Origin of the sequence: Bradyrhizobium sp. WSM2793, assembly GCF_000379585.1 — a bacterium.
Lineage (GTDB): Bacteria > Pseudomonadota > Alphaproteobacteria > Rhizobiales > Xanthobacteraceae > Bradyrhizobium.
On the sequence record NZ_KB902773.1, the window covers coordinates 51,119 to 70,341 of the forward strand.

General features: G+C 64.0%; 17 protein-coding genes. 10 read left to right on the top strand and 7 right to left on the bottom strand.

From position 1 onward, the window contains the following. Nucleotides 1-1,571: 1,571 nt before the first annotated feature. From A3AS_RS0108425 to A3AS_RS0108455, 7 genes are all read left to right on the top strand, one after another. Nucleotides 1,572-3,221 (top strand): ABC transporter substrate-binding protein, encoded by a 1,650-nt coding sequence (locus A3AS_RS0108425; protein WP_018317157.1) that lies wholly within the window; start codon nt 1,572-1,574, stop codon nt 3,219-3,221. A gap of 38 nt (nt 3,222-3,259) precedes the next feature. Beyond that, the gene (locus tag A3AS_RS0108430) at nt 3,260-4,270 is read left to right on the top strand and encodes an ABC transporter permease (protein WP_018317158.1); all 1,011 of its coding nucleotides are present in this window, start codon (nt 3,260-3,262) and stop codon (nt 4,268-4,270) included. Beyond that, nucleotides 4,267-5,115 (top strand): ABC transporter permease, encoded by an 849-nt coding sequence (locus tag A3AS_RS0108435; RefSeq protein ID WP_018317159.1) that lies wholly within the window; start codon nt 4,267-4,269, stop codon nt 5,113-5,115. Before A3AS_RS0108430 ends, A3AS_RS0108435 begins: the two co-directional genes overlap by 4 nt. Beyond that, complete coding sequence (locus A3AS_RS0108440) at nt 5,094-6,854, top strand: ABC transporter ATP-binding protein (protein WP_018317160.1); 1,761 nt, start codon at nt 5,094-5,096, stop codon at nt 6,852-6,854. Before A3AS_RS0108435 ends, A3AS_RS0108440 begins: the two co-directional genes overlap by 22 nt. Before the next feature lie 195 nt (nt 6,855-7,049). Then, nucleotides 7,050-7,712, top strand: a complete 663-nt coding sequence (locus A3AS_RS0108445; protein WP_049814823.1) for a nitroreductase family protein — start codon at nt 7,050-7,052, stop codon at nt 7,710-7,712. Continuing rightward, nucleotides 7,709-8,284 carry a hypothetical protein gene (locus A3AS_RS0108450; protein ID WP_018317162.1) on the top strand — a complete coding sequence of 192 codons (576 nt, stop codon included), beginning with the start codon at nt 7,709-7,711 and terminating at the stop codon, nt 8,282-8,284. Before A3AS_RS0108445 ends, A3AS_RS0108450 begins: the two co-directional genes overlap by 4 nt. Before the next feature lie 206 nt (nt 8,285-8,490). Continuing rightward, nucleotides 8,491-9,843 (top strand): FAD/NAD(P)-binding protein, encoded by a 1,353-nt coding sequence (locus A3AS_RS0108455; RefSeq protein ID WP_018317163.1) that lies wholly within the window; start codon nt 8,491-8,493, stop codon nt 9,841-9,843. On the opposite strand, the gene A3AS_RS0108460 is transcribed toward A3AS_RS0108455, so the two are convergent. The 4 genes from A3AS_RS0108460 to A3AS_RS0108475 all read right to left on the bottom strand — a co-directional run bounded on the left by A3AS_RS0108460 (nt 9,840) and on the right by A3AS_RS0108475 (nt 13,769). Beyond that, a complete protein-coding gene (locus A3AS_RS0108460) occupies nt 9,840-10,622 on the bottom strand; it encodes a class II aldolase/adducin family protein (protein ID WP_018317164.1) in 783 nt (260 codons plus the stop codon). The genes A3AS_RS0108455 and A3AS_RS0108460 overlap by 4 nt on opposite strands. 15 nt (nt 10,623-10,637) lie before the next feature. Continuing rightward, nucleotides 10,638-11,630: an NAD(P)-dependent oxidoreductase gene (locus A3AS_RS0108465; RefSeq protein WP_018317165.1), complete on the bottom strand. Its 993-nt coding sequence runs from the start codon at nt 11,628-11,630 to the stop codon at nt 10,638-10,640. Between the two features lie 136 nt (nt 11,631-11,766). Next, nucleotides 11,767-12,150: a ferredoxin family protein gene (locus tag A3AS_RS0108470; RefSeq protein WP_018317166.1), complete on the bottom strand. Its 384-nt coding sequence runs from the start codon at nt 12,148-12,150 to the stop codon at nt 11,767-11,769. Beyond that, nucleotides 12,147-13,769: an FAD-dependent oxidoreductase gene (locus tag A3AS_RS0108475; protein ID WP_245283166.1), complete on the bottom strand. Its 1,623-nt coding sequence runs from the start codon at nt 13,767-13,769 to the stop codon at nt 12,147-12,149. Before A3AS_RS0108475 ends, A3AS_RS0108470 begins: the two co-directional genes overlap by 4 nt. Nucleotides 13,770-14,218: 449 nt before the next feature. Here A3AS_RS0108475 and A3AS_RS0108480 point away from each other — a divergent pair, with 449 nt between their 5' ends. The 3 genes from A3AS_RS0108480 to A3AS_RS43320 are packed head-to-tail and all read left to right on the top strand — an operon-like array spanning nt 14,219 to nt 16,857. After that, entirely contained in the window at nt 14,219-15,223 is a 1,005-nt protein-coding gene (locus A3AS_RS0108480; RefSeq protein WP_026201798.1) for an ABC transporter substrate-binding protein, read from the top strand. A 1-nt stretch (nt 15,224) separates the two neighbouring features. After that, nucleotides 15,225-16,040: an ABC transporter ATP-binding protein gene (locus A3AS_RS0108485; protein ID WP_018317169.1), complete on the top strand. Its 816-nt coding sequence runs from the start codon at nt 15,225-15,227 to the stop codon at nt 16,038-16,040. Further along, nucleotides 16,033-16,857 (top strand): ABC transporter permease, encoded by an 825-nt coding sequence (locus A3AS_RS43320; protein ID WP_018317170.1) that lies wholly within the window; start codon nt 16,033-16,035, stop codon nt 16,855-16,857. The genes A3AS_RS0108485 and A3AS_RS43320 overlap by 8 nt, the downstream gene beginning before the upstream one ends. Nucleotides 16,858-16,886: 29 nt before the next feature. On the opposite strand, the gene A3AS_RS0108495 is transcribed toward A3AS_RS43320, so the two are convergent. The 3 genes from A3AS_RS0108495 to A3AS_RS0108505 are packed head-to-tail and all read right to left on the bottom strand — an operon-like array spanning nt 16,887 to nt 19,207. Continuing rightward, complete coding sequence (locus tag A3AS_RS0108495; RefSeq protein ID WP_018317171.1) at nt 16,887-17,234, bottom strand: DUF3088 domain-containing protein; 348 nt, start codon at nt 17,232-17,234, stop codon at nt 16,887-16,889. A 27-nt stretch (nt 17,235-17,261) separates the two neighbouring features. Continuing rightward, complete coding sequence (locus tag A3AS_RS0108500) at nt 17,262-17,582, bottom strand: ferredoxin family protein (protein ID WP_018317172.1); 321 nt, start codon at nt 17,580-17,582, stop codon at nt 17,262-17,264. Continuing rightward, entirely contained in the window at nt 17,579-19,207 is a 1,629-nt protein-coding gene (locus A3AS_RS0108505) for an FAD-dependent oxidoreductase (RefSeq protein WP_245283167.1), read from the bottom strand. Before A3AS_RS0108505 ends, A3AS_RS0108500 begins: the two co-directional genes overlap by 4 nt. Nucleotides 19,208-19,223: the final 16 nt, after the last annotated feature.

Consider the following 19,223-nt stretch of genomic DNA (forward strand, 5'->3'; position numbering starts at 1 on the left):
ATGTTCCGGCTCTGTTGTGCCCACAGAGAAAGTTCACGAAGGGCACAGCGGGGGCATACAAGATATGGGATGCCCAACCATGGCCAACTATGGTCGCATATGGCCAATTGTCCTTATACGGCAGCGCTTTTTCTAATTTTACTATGGCGGAATTTGGTTGGCCGCGGTCTACAGATTGTGGTTCACACGGGAGAGGTCCAAGGTTCGATCCCTTGTGCGCCCACCATTTCAATAACTTACCCCGTAAATTCCGCCAATGTACGGCCGCTTGGAGAGCGCTCGGTTAGACCAGCGGGCAAAATCGTAGTGAGGAAAATCACCGACACAATGCAGCGCTGTTTCTCGTGATGAACATGCAAGTCGCAGAGTGGTCGCCGGCCGCGGATGCCCACTTTAGCGCGCTCACGATCGTGCCCGGCGTTTGGGTTCAAACTGTTCGAGCGGTACGTCCGGAGCTAGATTAGATTGGTCGCATGGAGCTGCGGCTCGTCCGGCGTCACTTGGCAGAGGCAGAGCGCCACGTTGCGCTGAGCGATATGCACAACAGAAGCGACTTTGTGGCGCCTAGCCTTACAGGGCCCGCGTAGGCAAGGCGGCCGTCCAATTGCTGTTACAGCACATCAGCAACAGGGATACCCCTTTCAAGTCGACTCTCATACCAACGGGGCTGGTTGTGCGAGACACCACCAGTGCTCCTCCGACAATGTTATCGAGAAGGCGACGATCCCGCTCTTGACCAGCTCTCAAATAAGGTGGGCGCACCAGGGCTCGAACCTGGGACCCGCTGATTAAGAGACACGCTACGGCCGTTGATCTTTCGAGAGAATTCTTCGAACCGTGTCAAAATCCGATCATTGCAGATCAATGGCCTACAGCAAAAAATCCAACCGGACTTGGCGGCCAAACTGTCGATGCTTGGCGAGATAGATCTTGCGGATGACGGCGAGGTTTCCTCCTACCCATCGGTGACCCGGTAATAGGCGAAAGGAGGAAGCCGCGATCGGCGCTTCGGCAGCCTTTTGTGCCGGTCGAGCATCCGACAGCCTGACGATAATTGCCCATCCGGTCCGCCTTCAAAGCGCGACGACGACCGCCTAGGTGAACTCCGCAAAAGGCTAGACGTTGTTGCGAAGGCCGCCGTTCCCTCCGACGACAGCTTTCGTCCGTTGGCCGCACCATTTTTTTTGCGTAATTAGTCGCGGCCTTGCCCTGCCAGCCTTCCCGATGACATGGCGCGGACCGCCTTGTGACTTCCGGCGGTGTACACATTGTCTATCAGCATGGAAGCTGTTTCTCCATTCCCAGGCGTTTGCAGAAGGGCATTTCAATTCCGTGAAGCGTAAGGCGATTTCTCGAAGTTCAGAGCAACGTCTCCAAGTAGAGTTCAAACGCGCGCTGACGGAGGTGACAAAATAGCTGTCGCGCGCACTCGCTTCCACCGAGGCATTTGTTGCTCGTCCCAAGCAAACTTTGGAATGGCCAGGTCCGCTCGTTTCGCTTCTGCTAGGCGAAACGCTGATCGTGAGGAAGTATCGCTGCGAAATGCGCGACATCATCATCAAGGGCAATCCATGACTGTTCGCTTCCCCTTCTTCCGGCTCTCCCGACGTCACCTGCTGGTCGCGACCTCCGCCGCGGTGGCCTTGACGACACTGGCTGGTGTTTCGTTGGCGCAAAGCGCCGGCGCTCAACAACCTGATGGCGGCAACATCACGTTCCTCATCGACTCGCTCGGCGGCACCTGGATCCCGAACAACAGCGCGATCTCCAGCTTCCAGGGCCACATCTGGGGCCATGTGACGGACAAGCTCGTCTATGTCGATGCTGACGGCAAGGTCAGCCCCTGGATCGCCGAGCGTTGGGAGCAGAATGACGATGCCACCCAGTTCACTCTCCACCTCAAGAAGGGCGTGACCTTCTCCGATGGCACGCCGCTCGATGCGTCGGCCGTCGTCGCCAATCTCGACATCTGGTATGCCGGCCGCAAGAACGAGGGCATCAACCCGATCGGGCTGTTTCCGAAGACCTATGCCCGCGCCGAGGCGGTCGACGCGGCCACAGTGAAAGTCTTTTTCAAGGCACCGACGCTCGGATTTATCCCGACGCTCGGCTATCACGGTTCGATCCTCATCTCACCAAAGACGATCGCGCAGCCTGCAGCCCAGCAGGCCGACCTCTCCAAGACATCCGGCAGCGGACCGTACGTGGTCGCCTCCTGGAAGGAGGGCGATTTCGTCAAGCTGGTCAAGCGCAAGGACTACAATTGGGGTCCCGCCGCCGTCGGCCACACCGGCCCAGGCTATCTCAATTCGATCACCTACAAGCTCGTGTCGGAGCCGTCGCTGCGGGTCGCAGCTGTCCAGTCGGGACAGGCCGATGTTGCCTACAGCCCCTCCCCGCAGGAATTGAAGTCTCTCAAGGAGGCCGGGTTCACGATCGCGACGCCGCGCTATCTCGGCTTCGTCAACGGCCTCGCGATCAACACCAAGCTGGAGCCGTACAATGACGTAAAGGTACGCCAGGCGCTCCAGGCGGGCATCAACCGGAAGGAGATCATCGACACCGTCTATACGCCCGACTGGAAGCTGGCGACGTCTTTCATCCAGAGCAACGTGCCCGGCGCGACCGACCACAGCGACCTCCTGGCCTACAACCCCGCCAAGGCTGAGAAGCTTCTCGACGAAGCGGGCTGGACCAAAGGGACCAATGGCATCCGCATCAAGGACGGAAAACAGCTGTCCCTCACGCTTCACTCCAATCCCTACCTCGCGACGGCGAAGTCGGTCGACGAGCTCATCGCCCAGCAACTCGGAAAGCTGGGTTGGAAGGTCACCATCCGGGCCTACGACGTCGTGACATTCGGCGAGAAGGTCCGGTTCGGCGGTGCGGCCGTGCCAGCCTACGAGGTGACGCGCAGCTTCATCGACGCGGGCACGGTTGCCAGTATTCTCACCGACGCGAACAACGGCGAGAACTGGTTCAATCTCGGGGATAGCGACAAGAAGCTCAACGAGCTGCGCGACAAGATCGCCAGTGCGGCTTCTCTCGCCATTCGCAATCCGCTGCTCGACGAGTTGCAGACCTACGTTCTCGAGCAGGGCTACTTCATCCCGCGCACGCAGATCGTGCAGCGGATCTACGTGCAGTCTCCGAAGCTCAAGGGAGAGGTCTACAACGGCATCGCCTACGCCAGTTATTACACGGCGACGATCGGCGAGTAAGGCGCCGTGCAACGGAGCAATATGAGGAGCAGACCGGCATGAACGGCGGCTATCTGTCCTATGCCGCGAAGCGTTTCGCTCAGGCCGCGGTGGTCATTCTGCTGGCCTACGTCTTAACCTTCGTCGTCGTCAGCATCTTGCCAGGCGATCCCGTCACCAACGTGCTACGCGACCCGCAGAACGGGTTCAGTGAAGACCAGATCAGGCAGATCATCGCCGCCCAGGGGTTGGACAAGCCGATTCCAGTCCAGCTCTGGACGTCCTTGTCCAACTTCGTGGCAGGCGACCTCGGCTTGTCGATGCGGTCGAGCCGGCCGGTGACGACCCTGATCGCTGAAGTTCTCCCGTCGACGTTGATCCTTGCATCCGCGGCGTTCGCCATCGCGCTGCTGCTGGCGCTGACGATTGCCTATGGCACGCAGTTCGTTCCGAAGCGCTTCGGCCAGGGCTTGCTGCGCGGTTTCCCGTCATTGTTCCTGTCGGTGCCAAATTTCGTGATTGGTCTGGTGCTGATCCATATCTTCGGTTTCCAGCTGGGACTGTTTCGCGTGATTGCGCCTGACAGCTTCTGGGCAACCTTTTTCGCCGCGATCGCGCTCGGAGTGCCCGTCTCGGCGCGGATCACCGAGGTGCTGATCGCGAACCTCGACAAGGAATCCGAGCAGGAATACGCCGCCGTTGCGCGCAGCCGTGGACTGGGACAAGCGCGCCTGTTTGCCAGGCATTTGCTCAAGCCCTCTTCGCTGCCGGTCGTCACCGTCATCGCGCTCGCCATCGGCGAGCTGCTGGGCGGCTCGCTCATCACCGAGACGGTGTTCGGACGCACCGGCGTCGGCAGCCTGGTGCAGCGTTCGGTGAGCACGCAGGACCTGCCTGTGCTGCAGGCGGTCGTCTCGCTCGCCGCAGTCGTGTTCGTGCTCGTCAACCTGATCGCCGACCTGGTCTATCCGCTGCTCGACCCGCGCGTGAAGCTGATCGGCGGTCCCAGGGTGCGCCCGACCACCGCCGACGATGCCGCGACTGCCACATCCGCGGCGGTGACATCGTGACCCTCGCCTCCTTTTCCTCTGCTTCGCGTGACACGTCGATCGGCCGGCTGGCAGCGCTTCGGGTGCCGCCGACCGTCGCCCTTTCTTTCGTGGTCATCGCGCTCGTGATCGCATGGTCGCTGGCGCCGGGCTTGTTCACGAATCATAGCCCTGTCGTCGGCGTCCCCGCTGATAAGCTGCTCAGCCCGAACGCCGCGCACTGGTTCGGCACTGACCACCTCGGCCGCGACCTCTATACCCGCGTCGTCTACGGCACGGCGTCCTCGGTGACGAGCGCGCTCATCGCCGTCGTCATTGCCGCCGTAGCAGGCGGGCTCATAGGGCTCCTGGCGGGCTTTCTCGGCGGCTGGGTGGACATCGTGCTCGCCCGCCTGGTCGACGTGCTGCTGGCAATCCCGAACTTCCTGCTGGCGGTCATCGTCGTCACCGCGATCGGTTTTGATACCACCAACGCCGCGATCGCCACCGGCGTCTCGGCGGTGGCCGTGTTCGCGCGGGTGATGCGTTCGGAAGTGATCAAGACCCGGCAGGCGGTTTTCGTCGAGGCGGCGTTCCTGATGGGCGGCTCGCGCTGGCACATTCTGCTGCGGCACGTGCTGCCGAACGCATCGCGCTCGGTGCTGCCGCTCGCCGTGCTGCAGTTCGGCCTGTCGATCCTGGTGATCGCGAGCCTCGCCTTCCTCGGCTACGGCGATCCTCCGCCTGCCTCCGACTGGGGCCTGCTGATCTCGATCGGCAAGGACTACCTCAAATGGCCGTGGCTGGTCTACGCGCCGGCCTTTGTCACGATCGCGACCGTCCTCTCCGTGAACAGGATCAGCCGATGGCTGCGCAAGACAGACTGACCGCCGACACATTCACGCGCGCCGAGCGCACCGCGCCAGTGCCGCTGCGCCCGCTGCCATTGCTCCGGGTCGATGGCCTCTCGGTCTCCTACGGGCCGCACGAGGTCGTGACGGATGTCGGGTTTGAACTCGGTCGCGGCGACAGCCTCGCTCTCATCGGGGAGTCCGGCTCTGGCAAATCGACGATCGCCCGCGCGGTGTTGCGGCTGCTTCCCAGCGGCGGACGGGCCACCGGCCGCGTCGCGTTCGACGGCCAGGAGGTGCTGGGGATTTCCGAGCGCGGCTTCCGGCCGCTGCGGGGGCGAGCCATCGGATTCGTGCCGCAGGACCCTGCCAATTCGCTCAACCCGGTACGGACGATCGGCGCCCAGGCACAGGAGGCGGCCGCGCTTCTCGACGAGCCCGACAGGGCGATCCGCAAGCAGCTCATCCTGGAGACGTTCGCCGAGGTCGGACTCGACAACCCTCAGCGTGTCTACGGCTCGTATCCGCACCAGCTCTCCGGCGGCATGCTCCAGCGCGTGCTGATCGGCCTCGCGATCCTGCCAAGGCCGGCATTGCTGGTGGCGGATGAGCCGACCTCCGCGCTCGACGTGACGATCCAGAAGCGCATCCTGGACCTGCTCACGCGGCTGCAGCACGACCACAAGATCAGCCTGCTCCTCATCACCCACGATCTGGCGATCGCCGCCGAACGGGCGAACTCGCTGGTGGTGCTGAAGGACGGCGTCATTCAGGAAGCCGGCCGGACCGCTTCCGTCTTTTCCTCACCGGCGTCTGCCTACGCCAGGAAGCTGCGCGCCGACGTTCCGGCCCTCAATCCAGACCGCTACGCCGCCCTGCGCGACGTCGGCCGTCGAACCGTTGGGACCGGCGACACTGCGGCACCAAAGATCGAGGTTAGCGCCGTCACGAAGACCTTCACCGTCGATGGCAAGACGCTGACGGCCGCCAGCGATTTGTCGTTCACCGTTCCGGCCGGCACCACGCACGCGCTGGTCGGCGAATCCGGCTCGGGCAAGACGACGGCGGTGCGGCTGCTGCTCGGTCTCGAGCAACCCGACAGCGGGACCATCTCGGTCGCAGGCGAGCAGGTCACCGGTCGTTCGCCTGAGACGCTGCGCTCGGCATGGCGTCACCTTCAGCTGGTCTACCAAAACCCGTTCACTTCTCTGGATCCGACCTGGACGGTCGAGCGGCTGGTGCGCGAGCCACTCGACCGCTTCAAGATCGGAACGCGCAAGGAGCGCGACGAGCGGGTGCGCGAAGCGTTGGCCGACGTCGAGCTTGGCGAGCACCTCTTGTCCCGCAAGCCCGGGGCCCTGTCAGGCGGCCAGCGCCAACGTGTGGCCATTGCACGATCGCTGGTGCTCAGGCCCGACGTGATCGTGCTCGACGAACCCACCTCCGCACTCGACGTCACCGTCCAGGCCGGCATCGTCGAAGTCCTGCTCACGCTGCAGGCCAATCTCGGCCTGACCTATGTGTTCGTCTCGCACGACCTGGCGCTGGTACGCCAGCTCGCTCACACCGTTTCGGTCATGCACCGTGGCCGCATCGTCGAGCACGGGACCGTCGCCGAGATCTTCGACAATCCACGGCAGCCCTATACGAGGTCGTTGCTGGAATCCATTCCGTCGGGGGGCGCTGGTGTTGCGCAGGCGGCGCCCACGCGTACCCTCCGACCGCAGGTTGAAGTCCGCGAGCGGCCTGCATTCCGCAGAATACCCCGCTCGTAACACAATACCGCCAACGACAACCAATCTTGCCGGGGCGGGATCGACGGTCCGCAAGGAATTGTTCTGCGTGCAGGCAATTCGGAAATGTCGTCCTCAGGAAATCGTCGCGCTCGCAGAGATCCTGCCAAACTTGAGTCCGGCGCGAGTATCCTGTGTCCGGCATGACGTTGATCGTGATATCTGCTCGCGCATCCCATGTTGAACGTGCCTCGTCGCAATGAGAGAGATACCGTGACCGACCAGACATCGCAGCGCACGAACCGCGTCGCTGACCACCCCGCCGAGCGCATCTTCGTCGATCGCTGGTCCCCCCGGGGATTTTCTCAAGATCAAATTGCGGAAGGCGAACTTCGGACGTTGTTCGAGGCGGCGCGGTGGGCGCCCTCCGCCTACAACTCGCAGCCCTGGCGTTTTCTCTACGCGCTCAGAGGCGAGACGGATTTTGATACCTTTCTTGCTCCGTTGATCGAGTTCAATCGCGGATGGGCTCAACATGCGGCGGCCCTGATCTACCTTCTCTCCAAGAAGGAGTTCACGCCGCCTGGCAAGACCGGAGCACAATTTTCGCGAACCCATTCCTTCGATGCAGGCGCCGCATGGGCCAATTTCGCCAATCAGGCTGCAATCGGCGGCTGGGCGGCTCACGGCATGAGCGGGTTCGATGTCGACAAGGCGCGCACGCTCCTCGGCGTCCCCGAGGGATTTGACGTCGAGATCGTGATCGCGCTCGGTCGCAAGGGCGATGGAGCGCATCTGGCGCCAGCCCTGCTTCAGCGCGAGCAGCCGAGTCCGCGCGCATCCGTCGACGAATTCGCCGCGCGGGGTCTGTTTCCAAAGCGGTTCGAGGCCGCGCGATGACCGGCCTGCCCACACTCCGCACCTTCGTCGCCGAGGTCGCCCGGGTCGTCGAAGCGAAGCTGGATGAGAGCGCGACCCTCGCTAAGCTTGCGCCCAAGCTCAAGGAACTGGTCGCCGCCGACGACTGGCTGCCGGACGCTTTCACTGCGGCTGATGGCAAGGCCTATCGGCAATACCTGCTCTACGCCGATCCTCTCGACCGTTTCTCGATCGTCAGCTTCGTTTGGGGACCCGGACAGGGCACCCCGATCCACGACCATCGCGTCTGGGGACTGGTGGGCGTCTTGCGGGGAGAAGAGCTCTCGGTGAGCTACGCGCGGCAACCCGACGGCTCGTTGCGGCCTGGCACCACCGAGCGCCTGGCGAGAGGCACCGTGGCCGCCGTCTCGCCTGATATCGGCGATATTCATGCGATCTCGAATGGCCTGCCGGACAAGCCGTCGATCAGCATTCACGTCTATGGCGGCAACATCGGCAGGATCCACCGCTCCGTCTTCGATGCAACGACCGGAGCCGAGCACGAGTTCGTCTCGGGATATTCGAACGCGTTCGTGCCAAATCTCTGGGTCTGAGGCACACCCCAGATCGGTAGGTCTGTTTCCGCCGCTCTGACGCGGCTTCTTGCGTCAATTATGGCCCAGGAAGCTCTCGACACAGTGCGATCACCCTGGATTGCCGAAGAAGAAAATATCATACTTGTCTGACTATCAACGCATTTGAGCGGTAGAGTTTCCCCGTCCTGCGACGTTGACTGAGCGAGCGAAACGGGGGCGGCACGATGGGTCCGGAGGGGTGGCACGCGATCGTCATCGGGGGAGGCGCCAGCGGCGTCCTTCTCGCCTTCCAGCTGCTGAAGACCAATCCATCCGATCTCCGCGTGACCTTGATCGAGAAGAGGCCTGAGATCGGACGCGGACTTGCCTATCACGCAGGCAATCCCGAACATCTCCTCAACGTGCGCGTGACGAATATGAGCGCGCTTCCCGACGATCCCCAGCATTTCTGGAACTGGCTATGTGCCCGGCCCGACGGGCCGCTCTGTCCGGATCCCTATTGCTTTGTTCCGCGGCAGACCTATGGAGACTATCTCGCCGATCTGATCGCGCCGCTGAGATCGCGCGACGGGACACAAGGCCTGACCATCGTGCGCGGCGAGTGTGCGACGATCCGAGAAAATCCCTCCGACGTCGCAGTCACCCTTTCCGACGGAACATGCATCACCGGCAGCACGGCCATTCTCGCAACAGGCCATGACGCCGCAGCCCCGGTGCCGGCGGGCCATGCCGAACCCTGGGCCTCACCCGCCGACGCCGGCATCGACAAGAATGCCACCGTGCTCATCCTCGGCACGGGTCTCTCGATGGTTGACTACGTGCTGTCGCTGCTCCGCTACGGACATCAGGGACGGATCGTCGCAATGTCGCGGCGCGGCCTGCTGCCGCAAGCGCATCGGCGCGTCGATCCGACGCGCTTTGCCGAGAGCGAGATTCCGTTCGGCGCCGAGATCGGCACGCTGCTGCGCTGGTTTCGCCGCCGCATCGAGGTGCATGTCGCCGCGGGTGGCGACTGGCGCGCGACCATCGATGCGATCAGGCCCTTCACCCAGCGGCTTTGGCAGGAGCTGCCATCGAGCTCCAGACGTCGCTTCCTGGAACACGCCCGCGCCTGGTGGGATGTCCATCGCCACCGTACAGCGCCGGAGGTGGAGGCGCGCATCGCAGAGGCCCTCGCCATGAAGCGGCTGACCGTCGTCGCGGGCAAGCTCGCCGCTATCGCACCGAACTCCGGCGGCGCTATCGTTCGCTATCGCAGGCGCGGCCAAGTCGAGACCTCCGAGCTGCAGGTCGGAGCCATCATCGACTGCACCGGTATCGTCCGCGATCCCGGCGCCAGCACCAACCCGGCCGTGCGCAGCCTGCGCGACCAAGGCCTTGCCCGCATCGATCCGCTGCGGATCGGGATCGACGTCACGCGCGACTGCGCGATCGTCAATCGTGATGGATCTCCCTCTCGCCGCCTGTACGCGGTCGGACCGCTGACGCGGGCGGCGTTCTGGGAGATCATCGCCGTTCCGGACATCCGGCAGCAATGTGCGGAGCTGGCTACGCGTCTCCGGGGCCGAGATCCCTAGTTGAACAGATCCGGCTCCGCCGCGGTGATCCAGTCCCACAGCGGCTGGAAGCTGAAATAGCCGCCCTTGTGCGTGCCGACTTGTCGCGACGTCAGGCTGGCGATCTCGTGCGGGATCGGCTTTGGCGTGCCGGCGGCCTCGGCAAGTAGCTGGGCGCGCGCGGCATTGTCCATCGCGATGTACCACCACGCGGCCGCCTCGATGGTCGGTCCGACCGTGAGCAGGCCGTGGTTCTGCAGGATGGCGGCCTTCTTCGATCCCAGCGCTTGCGCGATCTTGCGGCCCTCTTCCGCTTCCAGCACGACGCCGGAGAAGGGATCGAACAGCACATGATCCTCGTAGAACGCGCAGGAATCCTGCGTCAGTGGATCGAGCAGGCGTCCAAGCGCCGACCAGGCCTTGCCGTAAGTCGAGTGGGTATGGGCCGCCGCAATCACCTCCGGATGCGCGGCGTGGATCGCCGAGTGAATCACGAAGCCGGCCTGGTTGATCGGCTTGTCGCCGATCAGGATGTTGCCGTCGTGGTCGACCAGCTGAAGGTCGGACACCTTGATCTGGCTGAAATGCTTCGACAGCGGGTTGATCCAGAACCGCTCGGGAAACTCCGGATCGCGCACCGTGACATGGCCCGCCAGACCCTGATCGAAGCCGTAGCGCGAAAACAGCCGGAATGTTGCGGCAAGCCGCTGCTTGCGGTGCAGCCGTTCCTCCTCGAACGTCGCCGCCGGCGTACGCTCGACCAGGGAATACTTTTTGGGCTTCTCGACGACCTTGTTCATGGATGCGGCTCCTTCTTAATATTCGAGATTCTTGTCGAAGACGTCGGCCAGTCCCACGCCATGCGCATAGGCGTCGAGGTTGACCAGCGTCTTGTCGGCAAGCCGCTTGGCATCCTCGCCCCCCGTCCACGAGACGTGCGGAGTGAGGACGACCTTGGGATGACCATAGATCCGATCGCCCTCTGGCGGCGGCTCCGGATCGGTGACATCGAGCGTCGCGCCGGCAATCCGCCCCTCGTCGAGCGCTTGCAGCAGCGCGCCCTGATCGACGATCCGTCCGCGCGCGACATTGATGAGGTGCAGCGATGGCTTGGCGCGTGCCAGCACGTCGGCGCTGATCAGACGCGTCGTCTTTGTCGTCGCCGGCAAAGCAAGAACGAGATGATCGGAGACCTCGACCAGCTGCTCGATGCTGTCCGCGGGCTGAATGCCAGGAAGGACATAGGGCCAGGCCGCGCGCCGCAAAACCCTGATGTTGACACCGAACGGCTTGACGCGTTCGACGACGGCACGGCCGATGGCGCCGAAGCCCGCGATGCCGATCGTCTTGCCGCTGAGCGAGCCCAGCGGGGTGATCTTCCATTCTGTGCGGCTACGCGGCCTGATGTCGTGGATGCGCTTCTCGAAGCCGAGGATCGCCGCAAGGACATATTCGGCGATCGGATCGGCCGAGATGCCGCGACCGACCGTGACCACGGGACCGTCGAGCAGCCACGCCGGAAAGAAATCGATACCTGTCGAAGCGGTCTGGATCCAGTGCAGGCCGAACGGCCAGCCGGCCGGCTTCTCCTTGGGCGCGCCGTGCCAGCCCGCCAGCGGCCGCGTCAGCAATACGTCCGCCTCGGGAGCGATCTCCCATGGCGCGCGATCGGCGGGATGATCGATGATCAGCGGACGCGACCAGTGATCGGCCAGGACGGCACGAACCTCCGCGCCGAGCTGATTGACGATGATCGGCGACCGCACGCTGGTGGAGGCGCGCCTGCCCTCAATTCGCGGAGTGTTCATGTCCTGCAGCTTTGCGATGGCAATAACGAGGACATGCTAGGCGCTCGAACCAAGATAGTCTTTTCAAAGATCGCCGCTGTCCTGCAACAACAGGACGACGCATCTCGGCACGACATAAGAGTTTGTCTCTCCGGACTCACTTCGTGCGGATAACGTCAGCCGACGTCACTTTCGCCTGCGCCGCGGCCTCGCCGGCGCGGCGGAAGACGGTTTCCATCAGCCATTGCTCATTCGGAAAGCGATCGGACCATTCGTCCCAGCCGGAATGCTTGCGGTATTGACCCAGGCGACCGGAGGCCACCACCTCGGTTTCGTCCACGGTGACACGCCCATCGCAATCGGGTGCGACGTAGATGGCGTCGGCCTGACAATAGAGCTCGCACATGAAGCAGGTCTGGCAATCCTCGACACGCGCGAGGATCGGCAAGCCACCGTGCCCGGCGTCGAGCACATTGGCTGGACACACCTCGATGCATGTCCCGCAATCCGTGCAGCGGTCCGCGACGATGAGCTCGATCATGTTGCCGCCTCGAGTTGGCCTGACTTGGCGTCCGAAGGAGCACCGTCGACGGCGACCCAGACCTGGTCCAGGCCGCCGCTCAGCAGACGGAATGCGAGCCCGAAATCCCGTGAAGGGAAATCCACGCGGCGATGAAGGCCCCTGCTCTCCTTGCGTGTTGCCGCCGCGGCAACGGACCAGCGCGCCGTTGCCAAGAGAGCTGCCGCCTCGCGCGAGGCGATTGTGCCCATGTCAGCGTGATCGGCCAACTCGGTCCACAAGCCTTCGAGTGCGTGTGCAGATGCTGCTAGTCGTTGCCCGGTACGGAATAGATTCTTGTCGAAGGGGTGCATTTCGGCGCGCACGCCGTCGCGAAGCGCGGCGAGATCGACGGCCCTGGCGCCGCTGCGGGGCTCGCGCCCGACGCGACCAAGCGGCCGCAGCCCGCCCACACTCCTCTTCGCGCCGCGCGCGAGGCGTGCCGCAGCACGTCCGGCAAACACGCCGGACGAAAGCGCCCAGGCCGAGTTGACATTGCCGCCGCCAGAGATCGCGCCCGCAACCTTCTCGCGCGAGGCGTTATCGCCGGCCACGAACAGCCCCGGAACCGATGTCGTGCCATCCACGTCGTGCACCCGCACCCCACCGATGCCCCTGATGGTGCCGTCGTTGTGCAGTGTCACCTCGAACCGGTCGCGATAGGGATCGACCCCCCAACGGTCGAACACCAATGGCACGTTTGGCGAGATCGTGTGCAGCCGCGCCTTGATGTCGTCGGGCAGACGGTGCAGCGAGCAGTAGACCGGACCGCGCTGAAGAGCGCGTGCCAGACGCAGGGTCTGGTCGGGACCGAACGGAAGATCGAGCTCGTGCCCGTCGGCATCGTAATAGGTCGCGAACGAATACGCCATGCTTCGCGTCATCGTCGAATGCGCGGGCGCGATGGTGTAGGCCGCAGTGAACTCCATGCCGGACATCTCCGCGCCCGCTTCGGCCGCCATGAGATAGCCGTCCCCCGTGTTGGTGCGGGACCCCAGAAGATGAGAGAGGAAGCTGGTGCCGCCGGCCGCAAGGATCACCGCCCCCGCCTCGATCCGATAGGCCCTCCCGCCATCCTGGCGGCGCTGGCCGCGGGCGCCGCCGATCGAGCCGTCGGATCGGGCCAGAAGTTCGAGAACGGGAGAATGATCGAGGATGGTGACGTCGTGGCCCAGCACCTGCTGCCGCAGCGCGCGCATGTATTCGGGACCGCGGACCGCGCGATAGTTTACCCGCCCTTCATCATCCGCCCCGAACTTGTAATAGCTCGCCAGCGTCGGCAGCGTTCGCCAGGTCTGGTCGAGGATGCGATACATCCAGTCTGCTTCGCCAAGACCAAGGCCGGCGGCAATCCGATTGGCAACGGCTGCCTCGCGCGCCGCTGGAGGATCCGGCGGGACCCACCAATGGCCCGGCCCTGCCGCAGCCGTGACGCCGCTGGTGCCGCAATAGCCCTTGTCGACCAGCACGACTTTCGCCCCCGCTTCTGCTGCAGAGGTCGCGGCCCACGCACCTGCCATCCCGCCGCCGACGATCAGCACGTCGGTCGCTATCGATAGCTCTTCGAGCGCGGACGACACCATGATCTCGGCCTCTGACAAAACGGCGGCTCGGCCGGCAGCATGAGGGTGCCTGGCCACTCAGATAGCCCATGTTTGGGCCGGACCACAGCCGCGTCAATGAAAGGCAAAACTCTTTTGGCGGCTTGCCGGAAACGACACGCGTCGCCCTCGGCTCGTCGGGAAGATGTCTATTTCAGCGTAGAACAGAGTTCTCCGGCGAGAGCGGCCAGTGAAACGTAACGTTCTGATATTGTCAGCTAATGTCGGACGCCCGAGAGCGGACCGAAGCTCCTCGAGGCGCAGGAACAGACTTCTTTCATCGAGCGGGATGGGAGAACGGACGTCGCGTCAAACGCGGCGAGCAAGTGCGATTCTTTCGAAAATGGCGCAGCGACATCAGTTCACTGGACCGGCTGCTTGATTTCCTGAAGTGTGCCGCAATGGCTCGTGGTGAGCCGTCGGGCGAACGGGAATTCAAGAGACGTAACATGAATGGATCGAGGCTTTTGCAGGCGGCGCTCGCGCTGATCATTACGCTGGGCGGCACGAATGTCGTCCGCGCCGAGGCAGGCCAGCTTCGCATCGCCCAACAGTTCGGCATCGCCTATCTTCCGCTCATCGTCGCCAGCGAGAAGGGGCTGATCGAGGAAGAAGCCAAAACACTCGGCATTGCGCCGCCGAAGATCGAATGGCTGCGGCTGTCCGGCGCGGCGGCCATGAACGAGGCGCTGATTTCGGGCGGCCTCGATTTCGCAACGGCCGGCATCACGCCGATGATCCTGACCTGGGACAAGACGCGGACCACGGCCAAGATCATCGGCATCGCCGCGCTCGGCTCGATGGCCAACATCCTGACCACCAACAATCCGAACATCAAGACGCTGGCCGATTTCACCGAGAAGGACCGGATCGCACTCCCCTCGGTCAAGGTCGGTTTCCAGCCGATCGTCCTCCAGATGGCGGCGGACAAGGCGTTCGGCAAGTACGACAGGCTCGACGAGCTCACCGTCAGCATGCCGCATCCGGACGCGACGGCCCAGATCCTGTCGGGCCGTTCCGAGATCACGGCCCACTTCACCTCGCCGCCATTCTCGCAGCAGCAGCTGGCCAGCGGCAAGGTACACCAGGTCCTCAACAGCTACGAAGTGCTCGGAGGCCCCCACACATTCAACGTGGTCTATTCGACTACGAAATTCATCAACGACAACCCGAAGACGATTTTGGCGTTCGTCCGCGGTCTCGATCGTGCCAACGAATGGATCAAGGCCAATCCGAAGGAAGCAGCCGCGCTCTACATCAAGGCAGAAGGTTCGAAGCTCGCGCCCGACTTCGTCGAGAGCATCATCCGTGACAAGGACGTGAACTTCACCACCGTGCCCGAGGGAGCCCAGAAGTTCGCGGATTTCGAGGCCAAGGTCGGCCTGATCAAGCAGGCGCCGGCGTGGTGGCGGGACCTGTTCTGGTCGGGGCTCGGAGAGAAACCGGGAAGCTGACATGAACATCGCTCCGCGACTGACCGGCCTCGTCGGCGATACGGCGGGGTCGACGCTGCTCGAGCTCGATCACGTCAGTATCAGCTATCCTACCCCGGACGGTGTCCTTACGGCGGTTTTAGACGTCAGCTTCAAGATCGCGACTGGTGAACGGCTGGTCCTGCTCGGCCCATCAGGCTGCGGCAAGTCCACGCTGCTGCGTGCCGTCGGCGGTTTCCTCAAGCCAAGCGCAGGCGAGCTTCGCATGAACGGCCGGCGGATCGGAGCCCCGGGGCCCGACCGCATGACCGTGTTTCAGGAGTTCGACCAGTTGCTGCCCTGGCGCACCGTGCTCGGCAATGTCCGCTACGCCCTGGAGCGGGGAAAATCGATGCCGCGGCGGGACGCCGAGCGCCTCGCGCGGCGCTGGCTCGAGCGCGTCGGGTTGAAGAGTTTCGTCGACGCCTTCCCCCACACCCTGTCTGGCGGCATGAAACAGCGCGTCGCAATCGCACGGGCCTTCGCATTGGAGCCGGCGCTGCTGCTGATGGACGAACCCTTCGCCGCGCTGGACGCGCTGACGCGGCGGCAGATGCAGGACGAACTGCTCAAGCTGTGTGAGGAGACCGGAAACACCGCGCTGTTCGTGACCCATGGCATCGACGAGGCGATCCGCGTCGGAACCCGCATCCTGGCGCTGACGCCTCACCCGGGACGGCTGGCCGCCACTTTCGATGTCCCGCCGGAAACCCGCGCTCGTGGAAGCGCGGGTTTCGGCGAGCTGGAGCGGCGGATCCAGGAGACCGTATTTTCCGCACCGGAAGCCGACCATGTCTGACATCACGACCCCCAAACTCGTGCGCGTGCAAACGTGGCGGCGCGCCCTCGAAGGCACGCCCTGGCGGCGCTTCGTCATTCTCGCCGGCTTTGCTCTCGCCTGGGAGCTCTATGCGCGCTGGCTCGACAATGCCCTTCTGCTGCCGACCCTGGGCGCGACGCTGTCGGCGCTGTGGTCGGCCGTGCTGTCGGGCGAGCTGCCGAACCGCGCAGCAACCTCGCTGCGGGTCCTCGTCACCGGCTACGCGCTGGGCGTTGCCATCGCGGCGGTGCTGACGACCCTCGCCGCCCTGTCGCGCTGGGGCAATGAGGCTCTTGGCCTGTTGACGTCGATGTTCAACCCGCTTCCGGCCATCGCATTGCTGCCCATCGCATTGCTATGGTTCGGTGTGGGAACGCCGAGCCTCATCTTCGTCATCGTGCACTCCGTTTTGTGGCCGGTGGCGCTGGCCTGCTATGGCGGATTCCTCGCGGTGCCGCCGACGCTACGAATGGCCGGCCGCAACCTAGGCCTCTCGGGCGGCCGGTTCGTTGCGGAGATCCTGGTGCCAGCGGCGTTTCCCCAGATCCTATCCGGCTTGCGGATCGGGTGGGCGTTCGCCTGGCGCACGCTGATCGCGGCAGAGCTGGTGTTCGGCGTCAGCGCTCGGTCCGGCGGGATCGGCTGGTTCATCTACACCAGCCGCGCACAGCTGGAGACGGCGAGCGTCTTCGCGGGACTGCTCACCGTGATCTTGATCGGCCTCCTTGTGGAGGGTGTGATCTTCCGGAGCCTGACGCGGATCACGGTGCAGCGCTGGGGACAGGTGCAAACCTAGGGAGAATGCCGGCGCAATCCGGATCGATCCTAATGGTGAACATACGGGAATGCGTAGCGATCGGCCAGATAGCGGAGTATTCGCTCCGAGGAATCGGTGAAACGCCGGCCGTTGGCAACGCCGGCGTCCTCAGGCACCGGCCGGCTTTCATCGAAGATCAGAACTGGAAGCGATTGATGCTGCTCGCCCAGGATTTCGATGAGGGCCGTTCGCGGCCGCGCGAACGGCAGGCGGTGCACCTCAATCTGCGTTGCCAGCCCGGGGAAGGACGCCAGCAATCCCTCGATTGCATTGCAGTGCGGGCAGACGAAGAAGCGGCCCGGCTGCTCGGGATCTTCAAATCCCGGCTTCAACAGAAAGAGGCGATCTCCGCTCATGGCAGGCCTCCAGAGACGACATGATTTTCAATGGCCGAACAGCCGATAGCTCCGATCTGCCGCCCGCAGGTGCCGGCTCTCGCCGACCCAGCCCACCGCGCGCCTATAACTGCCCAGCAGGGTCGCCTCCTTCAACGCCGCGACGTCGACCGCTTGCGGCGCGTCGGCGAACGGCGAGACGAACAGCGCATCCTCGGGACAATAGAGCTCGCACAGGAAGCAGGTCTGGCAGTCGCTTTGACGCGCGATCCTGGGAATGCCATCGGTCTTGTCGAAGACATTGGTGGGGCACACGCTCACGCAGATGTCGCAGGCCGTGCACTGTTCGGCATCGATAACCTCGATCATTCCGCGGCCTCCGAATATTGTGCAGACGCCAGCGCCCGCGCGGACGTCCAGACATCATCGAGCCCGCCGGTCGTCACAAAATGCAGATAGCGGTCATCCTGCTGGGGGTAATCGTCACGGCGATGCATGCCCCGGCTTTCCTGACGCACCAGCGCGCTGCGATACATCCAGCGCGCGGTCGCAAGCATGGCGGCCGCTTCGCGTGCACGTAGCAGCTCCTGATCGTCTGGCGCAGCGGCAGCCGACGCATCGGACCACAATGCATCCAGCCGACCGAGCGACTGGCCCAATCGCCCGGCCTCGCGGAAATAGTTCAGCTCGTAGGGGAACACCTCGTCCTGAACGCTCCGCGCGAGCGCGCCGCCCTGCAACGGCCACCCGTTGCCGGAGTGCAGACCAACAGTGCCGCGCCGGAAGGCCTGGCGCCCGATGGTCGTGCCCAATTGTCGCGCGAACTCGGCGGCACCCTGGCCGGCCCAATGACCTGACGACATCGCCCAGGCGGCGTTGTGGCTGCCGCCGCCGGTGAAGCCGCCGCAGATCAGTTCGCGGGTCGCGGCATCGCCTGCGGCGTAGAGACCCGGTACGGTGGTCGCGCAAGTGTCGTCGATGATGCGCAAACCACCGGTACCGCGGACCGTCCCTTCGAGGCGCAGCGTGATCGGAAAACGTTGCGTGAAAGGATCGACACCGGTGCGGTCGAACGGGAGAAAGAAGTTCGGCTGCGACGCGCGCATGTGCCGCTGGGTCTCGGCATCGGCCTGATCAAGCTGCGCATACACAGGGCCTTGGCGGAGCGCCCGCGCAATCACCGAGCGTCCGCCTTTCGACGATGCTCCGGGGATGACGCTACCCTGCTCATCGGTGAAACTCGCCCAGCTGTAGAACAAGGTCTTGGTCACCGATCCGAAGGCCGGCGAGATCGCGTAGGCGTTGGAGAACTCCATGCTGGTGAATTCTGCACCCGCCTCGGCGGCGAGGAGATAACCGTCGCCGGTCAGCACGTTCGAGCCGAGTGTCCTGCTGAGAAAGGCGCACCCGCCCGTGGCGATCACCACGGCTTTGGCGTTAACGACCCAACGATCACCCTTCTGACGGCGCAAGCCCGCAGCTCCCGCCGCCACGCCGTTACCGTCGACCAGCAGCTCGAGCGCCGGCGAATGATCGAGGATGGTGACGCCGGCCTGCTTGGTGCGCTTGCGCATCAGCCGCATGTATTCCGGGCCCTGCAGCGAATTCCGCTGCGGCCTGCCGTCGTCATCGGTGGGATAAGGATAGCCCCAGTCAGCGAGCTGGTTGCTCTGGACGTAGGTGCTATTGAGCACGCGCGCCATCCAGCGGCGATCCTGGAGATAGCCACCCAGTTTCTCACGGCTGGCCATGGCGGCCTCGCGGCGCGTCGGATCCGGGTCGACATACCAAACACCGGTGCCTGCCGCCGCGGTCGCGCCTGAGGTGCCGCAAAACCCCTTGTCCGCCAGCACGACACGCGCACCATGCTCGGCGGCGCTGATCGCGGCCCATGTGCCCGCGGGACCCCCACCAAGCACCAGCACGTCCGCGTCGAAGACGACGGATCCTGCCGAACTCGACAGCATCTCGGCACGACCAGGTGGGTTTGTCATCGCTCGTCTCCGGATT

Excerpts from the sequence above, each read along its gene's own strand:
- A3AS_RS0108425 (WP_018317157.1), top strand. The coding sequence starts at position 1,572 with ATGACTGTTCGCTTCCCCTTCTTCCGGCTCTCCCGACGTCACCTGCTG.
- A3AS_RS0108430 (WP_018317158.1), top strand. The coding sequence starts at position 3,260 with ATGAACGGCGGCTATCTGTCCTATGCCGCGAAGCGTTTCGCTCAGGCC.
- A3AS_RS0108440 (WP_018317160.1), top strand. The coding sequence starts at position 5,094 with ATGGCTGCGCAAGACAGACTGACCGCCGACACATTCACGCGCGCCGAG.
- A3AS_RS0108445 (WP_049814823.1), top strand. The coding sequence starts at position 7,050 with ATGTTGAACGTGCCTCGTCGCAATGAGAGAGATACCGTGACCGACCAG.
- A3AS_RS0108450 (WP_018317162.1), top strand. The coding sequence starts at position 7,709 with ATGACCGGCCTGCCCACACTCCGCACCTTCGTCGCCGAGGTCGCCCGG.
- A3AS_RS0108455 (WP_018317163.1), top strand. The coding sequence starts at position 8,491 with ATGGGTCCGGAGGGGTGGCACGCGATCGTCATCGGGGGAGGCGCCAGC.
- A3AS_RS0108460 (WP_018317164.1), bottom strand. The coding sequence starts at position 10,622 with ATGAACAAGGTCGTCGAGAAGCCCAAAAAGTATTCCCTGGTCGAGCGT.
- A3AS_RS0108465 (WP_018317165.1), bottom strand. The coding sequence starts at position 11,630 with ATGAACACTCCGCGAATTGAGGGCAGGCGCGCCTCCACCAGCGTGCGG.
- A3AS_RS0108470 (WP_018317166.1), bottom strand. The coding sequence starts at position 12,150 with ATGATCGAGCTCATCGTCGCGGACCGCTGCACGGATTGCGGGACATGC.
- A3AS_RS0108480 (WP_026201798.1), top strand. The coding sequence starts at position 14,219 with ATGAATGGATCGAGGCTTTTGCAGGCGGCGCTCGCGCTGATCATTACG.
- A3AS_RS0108485 (WP_018317169.1), top strand. The coding sequence starts at position 15,225 with ATGAACATCGCTCCGCGACTGACCGGCCTCGTCGGCGATACGGCGGGG.
- A3AS_RS43320 (WP_018317170.1), top strand. The coding sequence starts at position 16,033 with ATGTCTGACATCACGACCCCCAAACTCGTGCGCGTGCAAACGTGGCGG.
- A3AS_RS0108495 (WP_018317171.1), bottom strand. The coding sequence starts at position 17,234 with ATGAGCGGAGATCGCCTCTTTCTGTTGAAGCCGGGATTTGAAGATCCC.
- A3AS_RS0108500 (WP_018317172.1), bottom strand. The coding sequence starts at position 17,582 with ATGATCGAGGTTATCGATGCCGAACAGTGCACGGCCTGCGACATCTGC.
- A3AS_RS0108505 (WP_245283167.1), bottom strand. The coding sequence starts at position 19,207 with ATGACAAACCCACCTGGTCGTGCCGAGATGCTGTCGAGTTCGGCAGGA.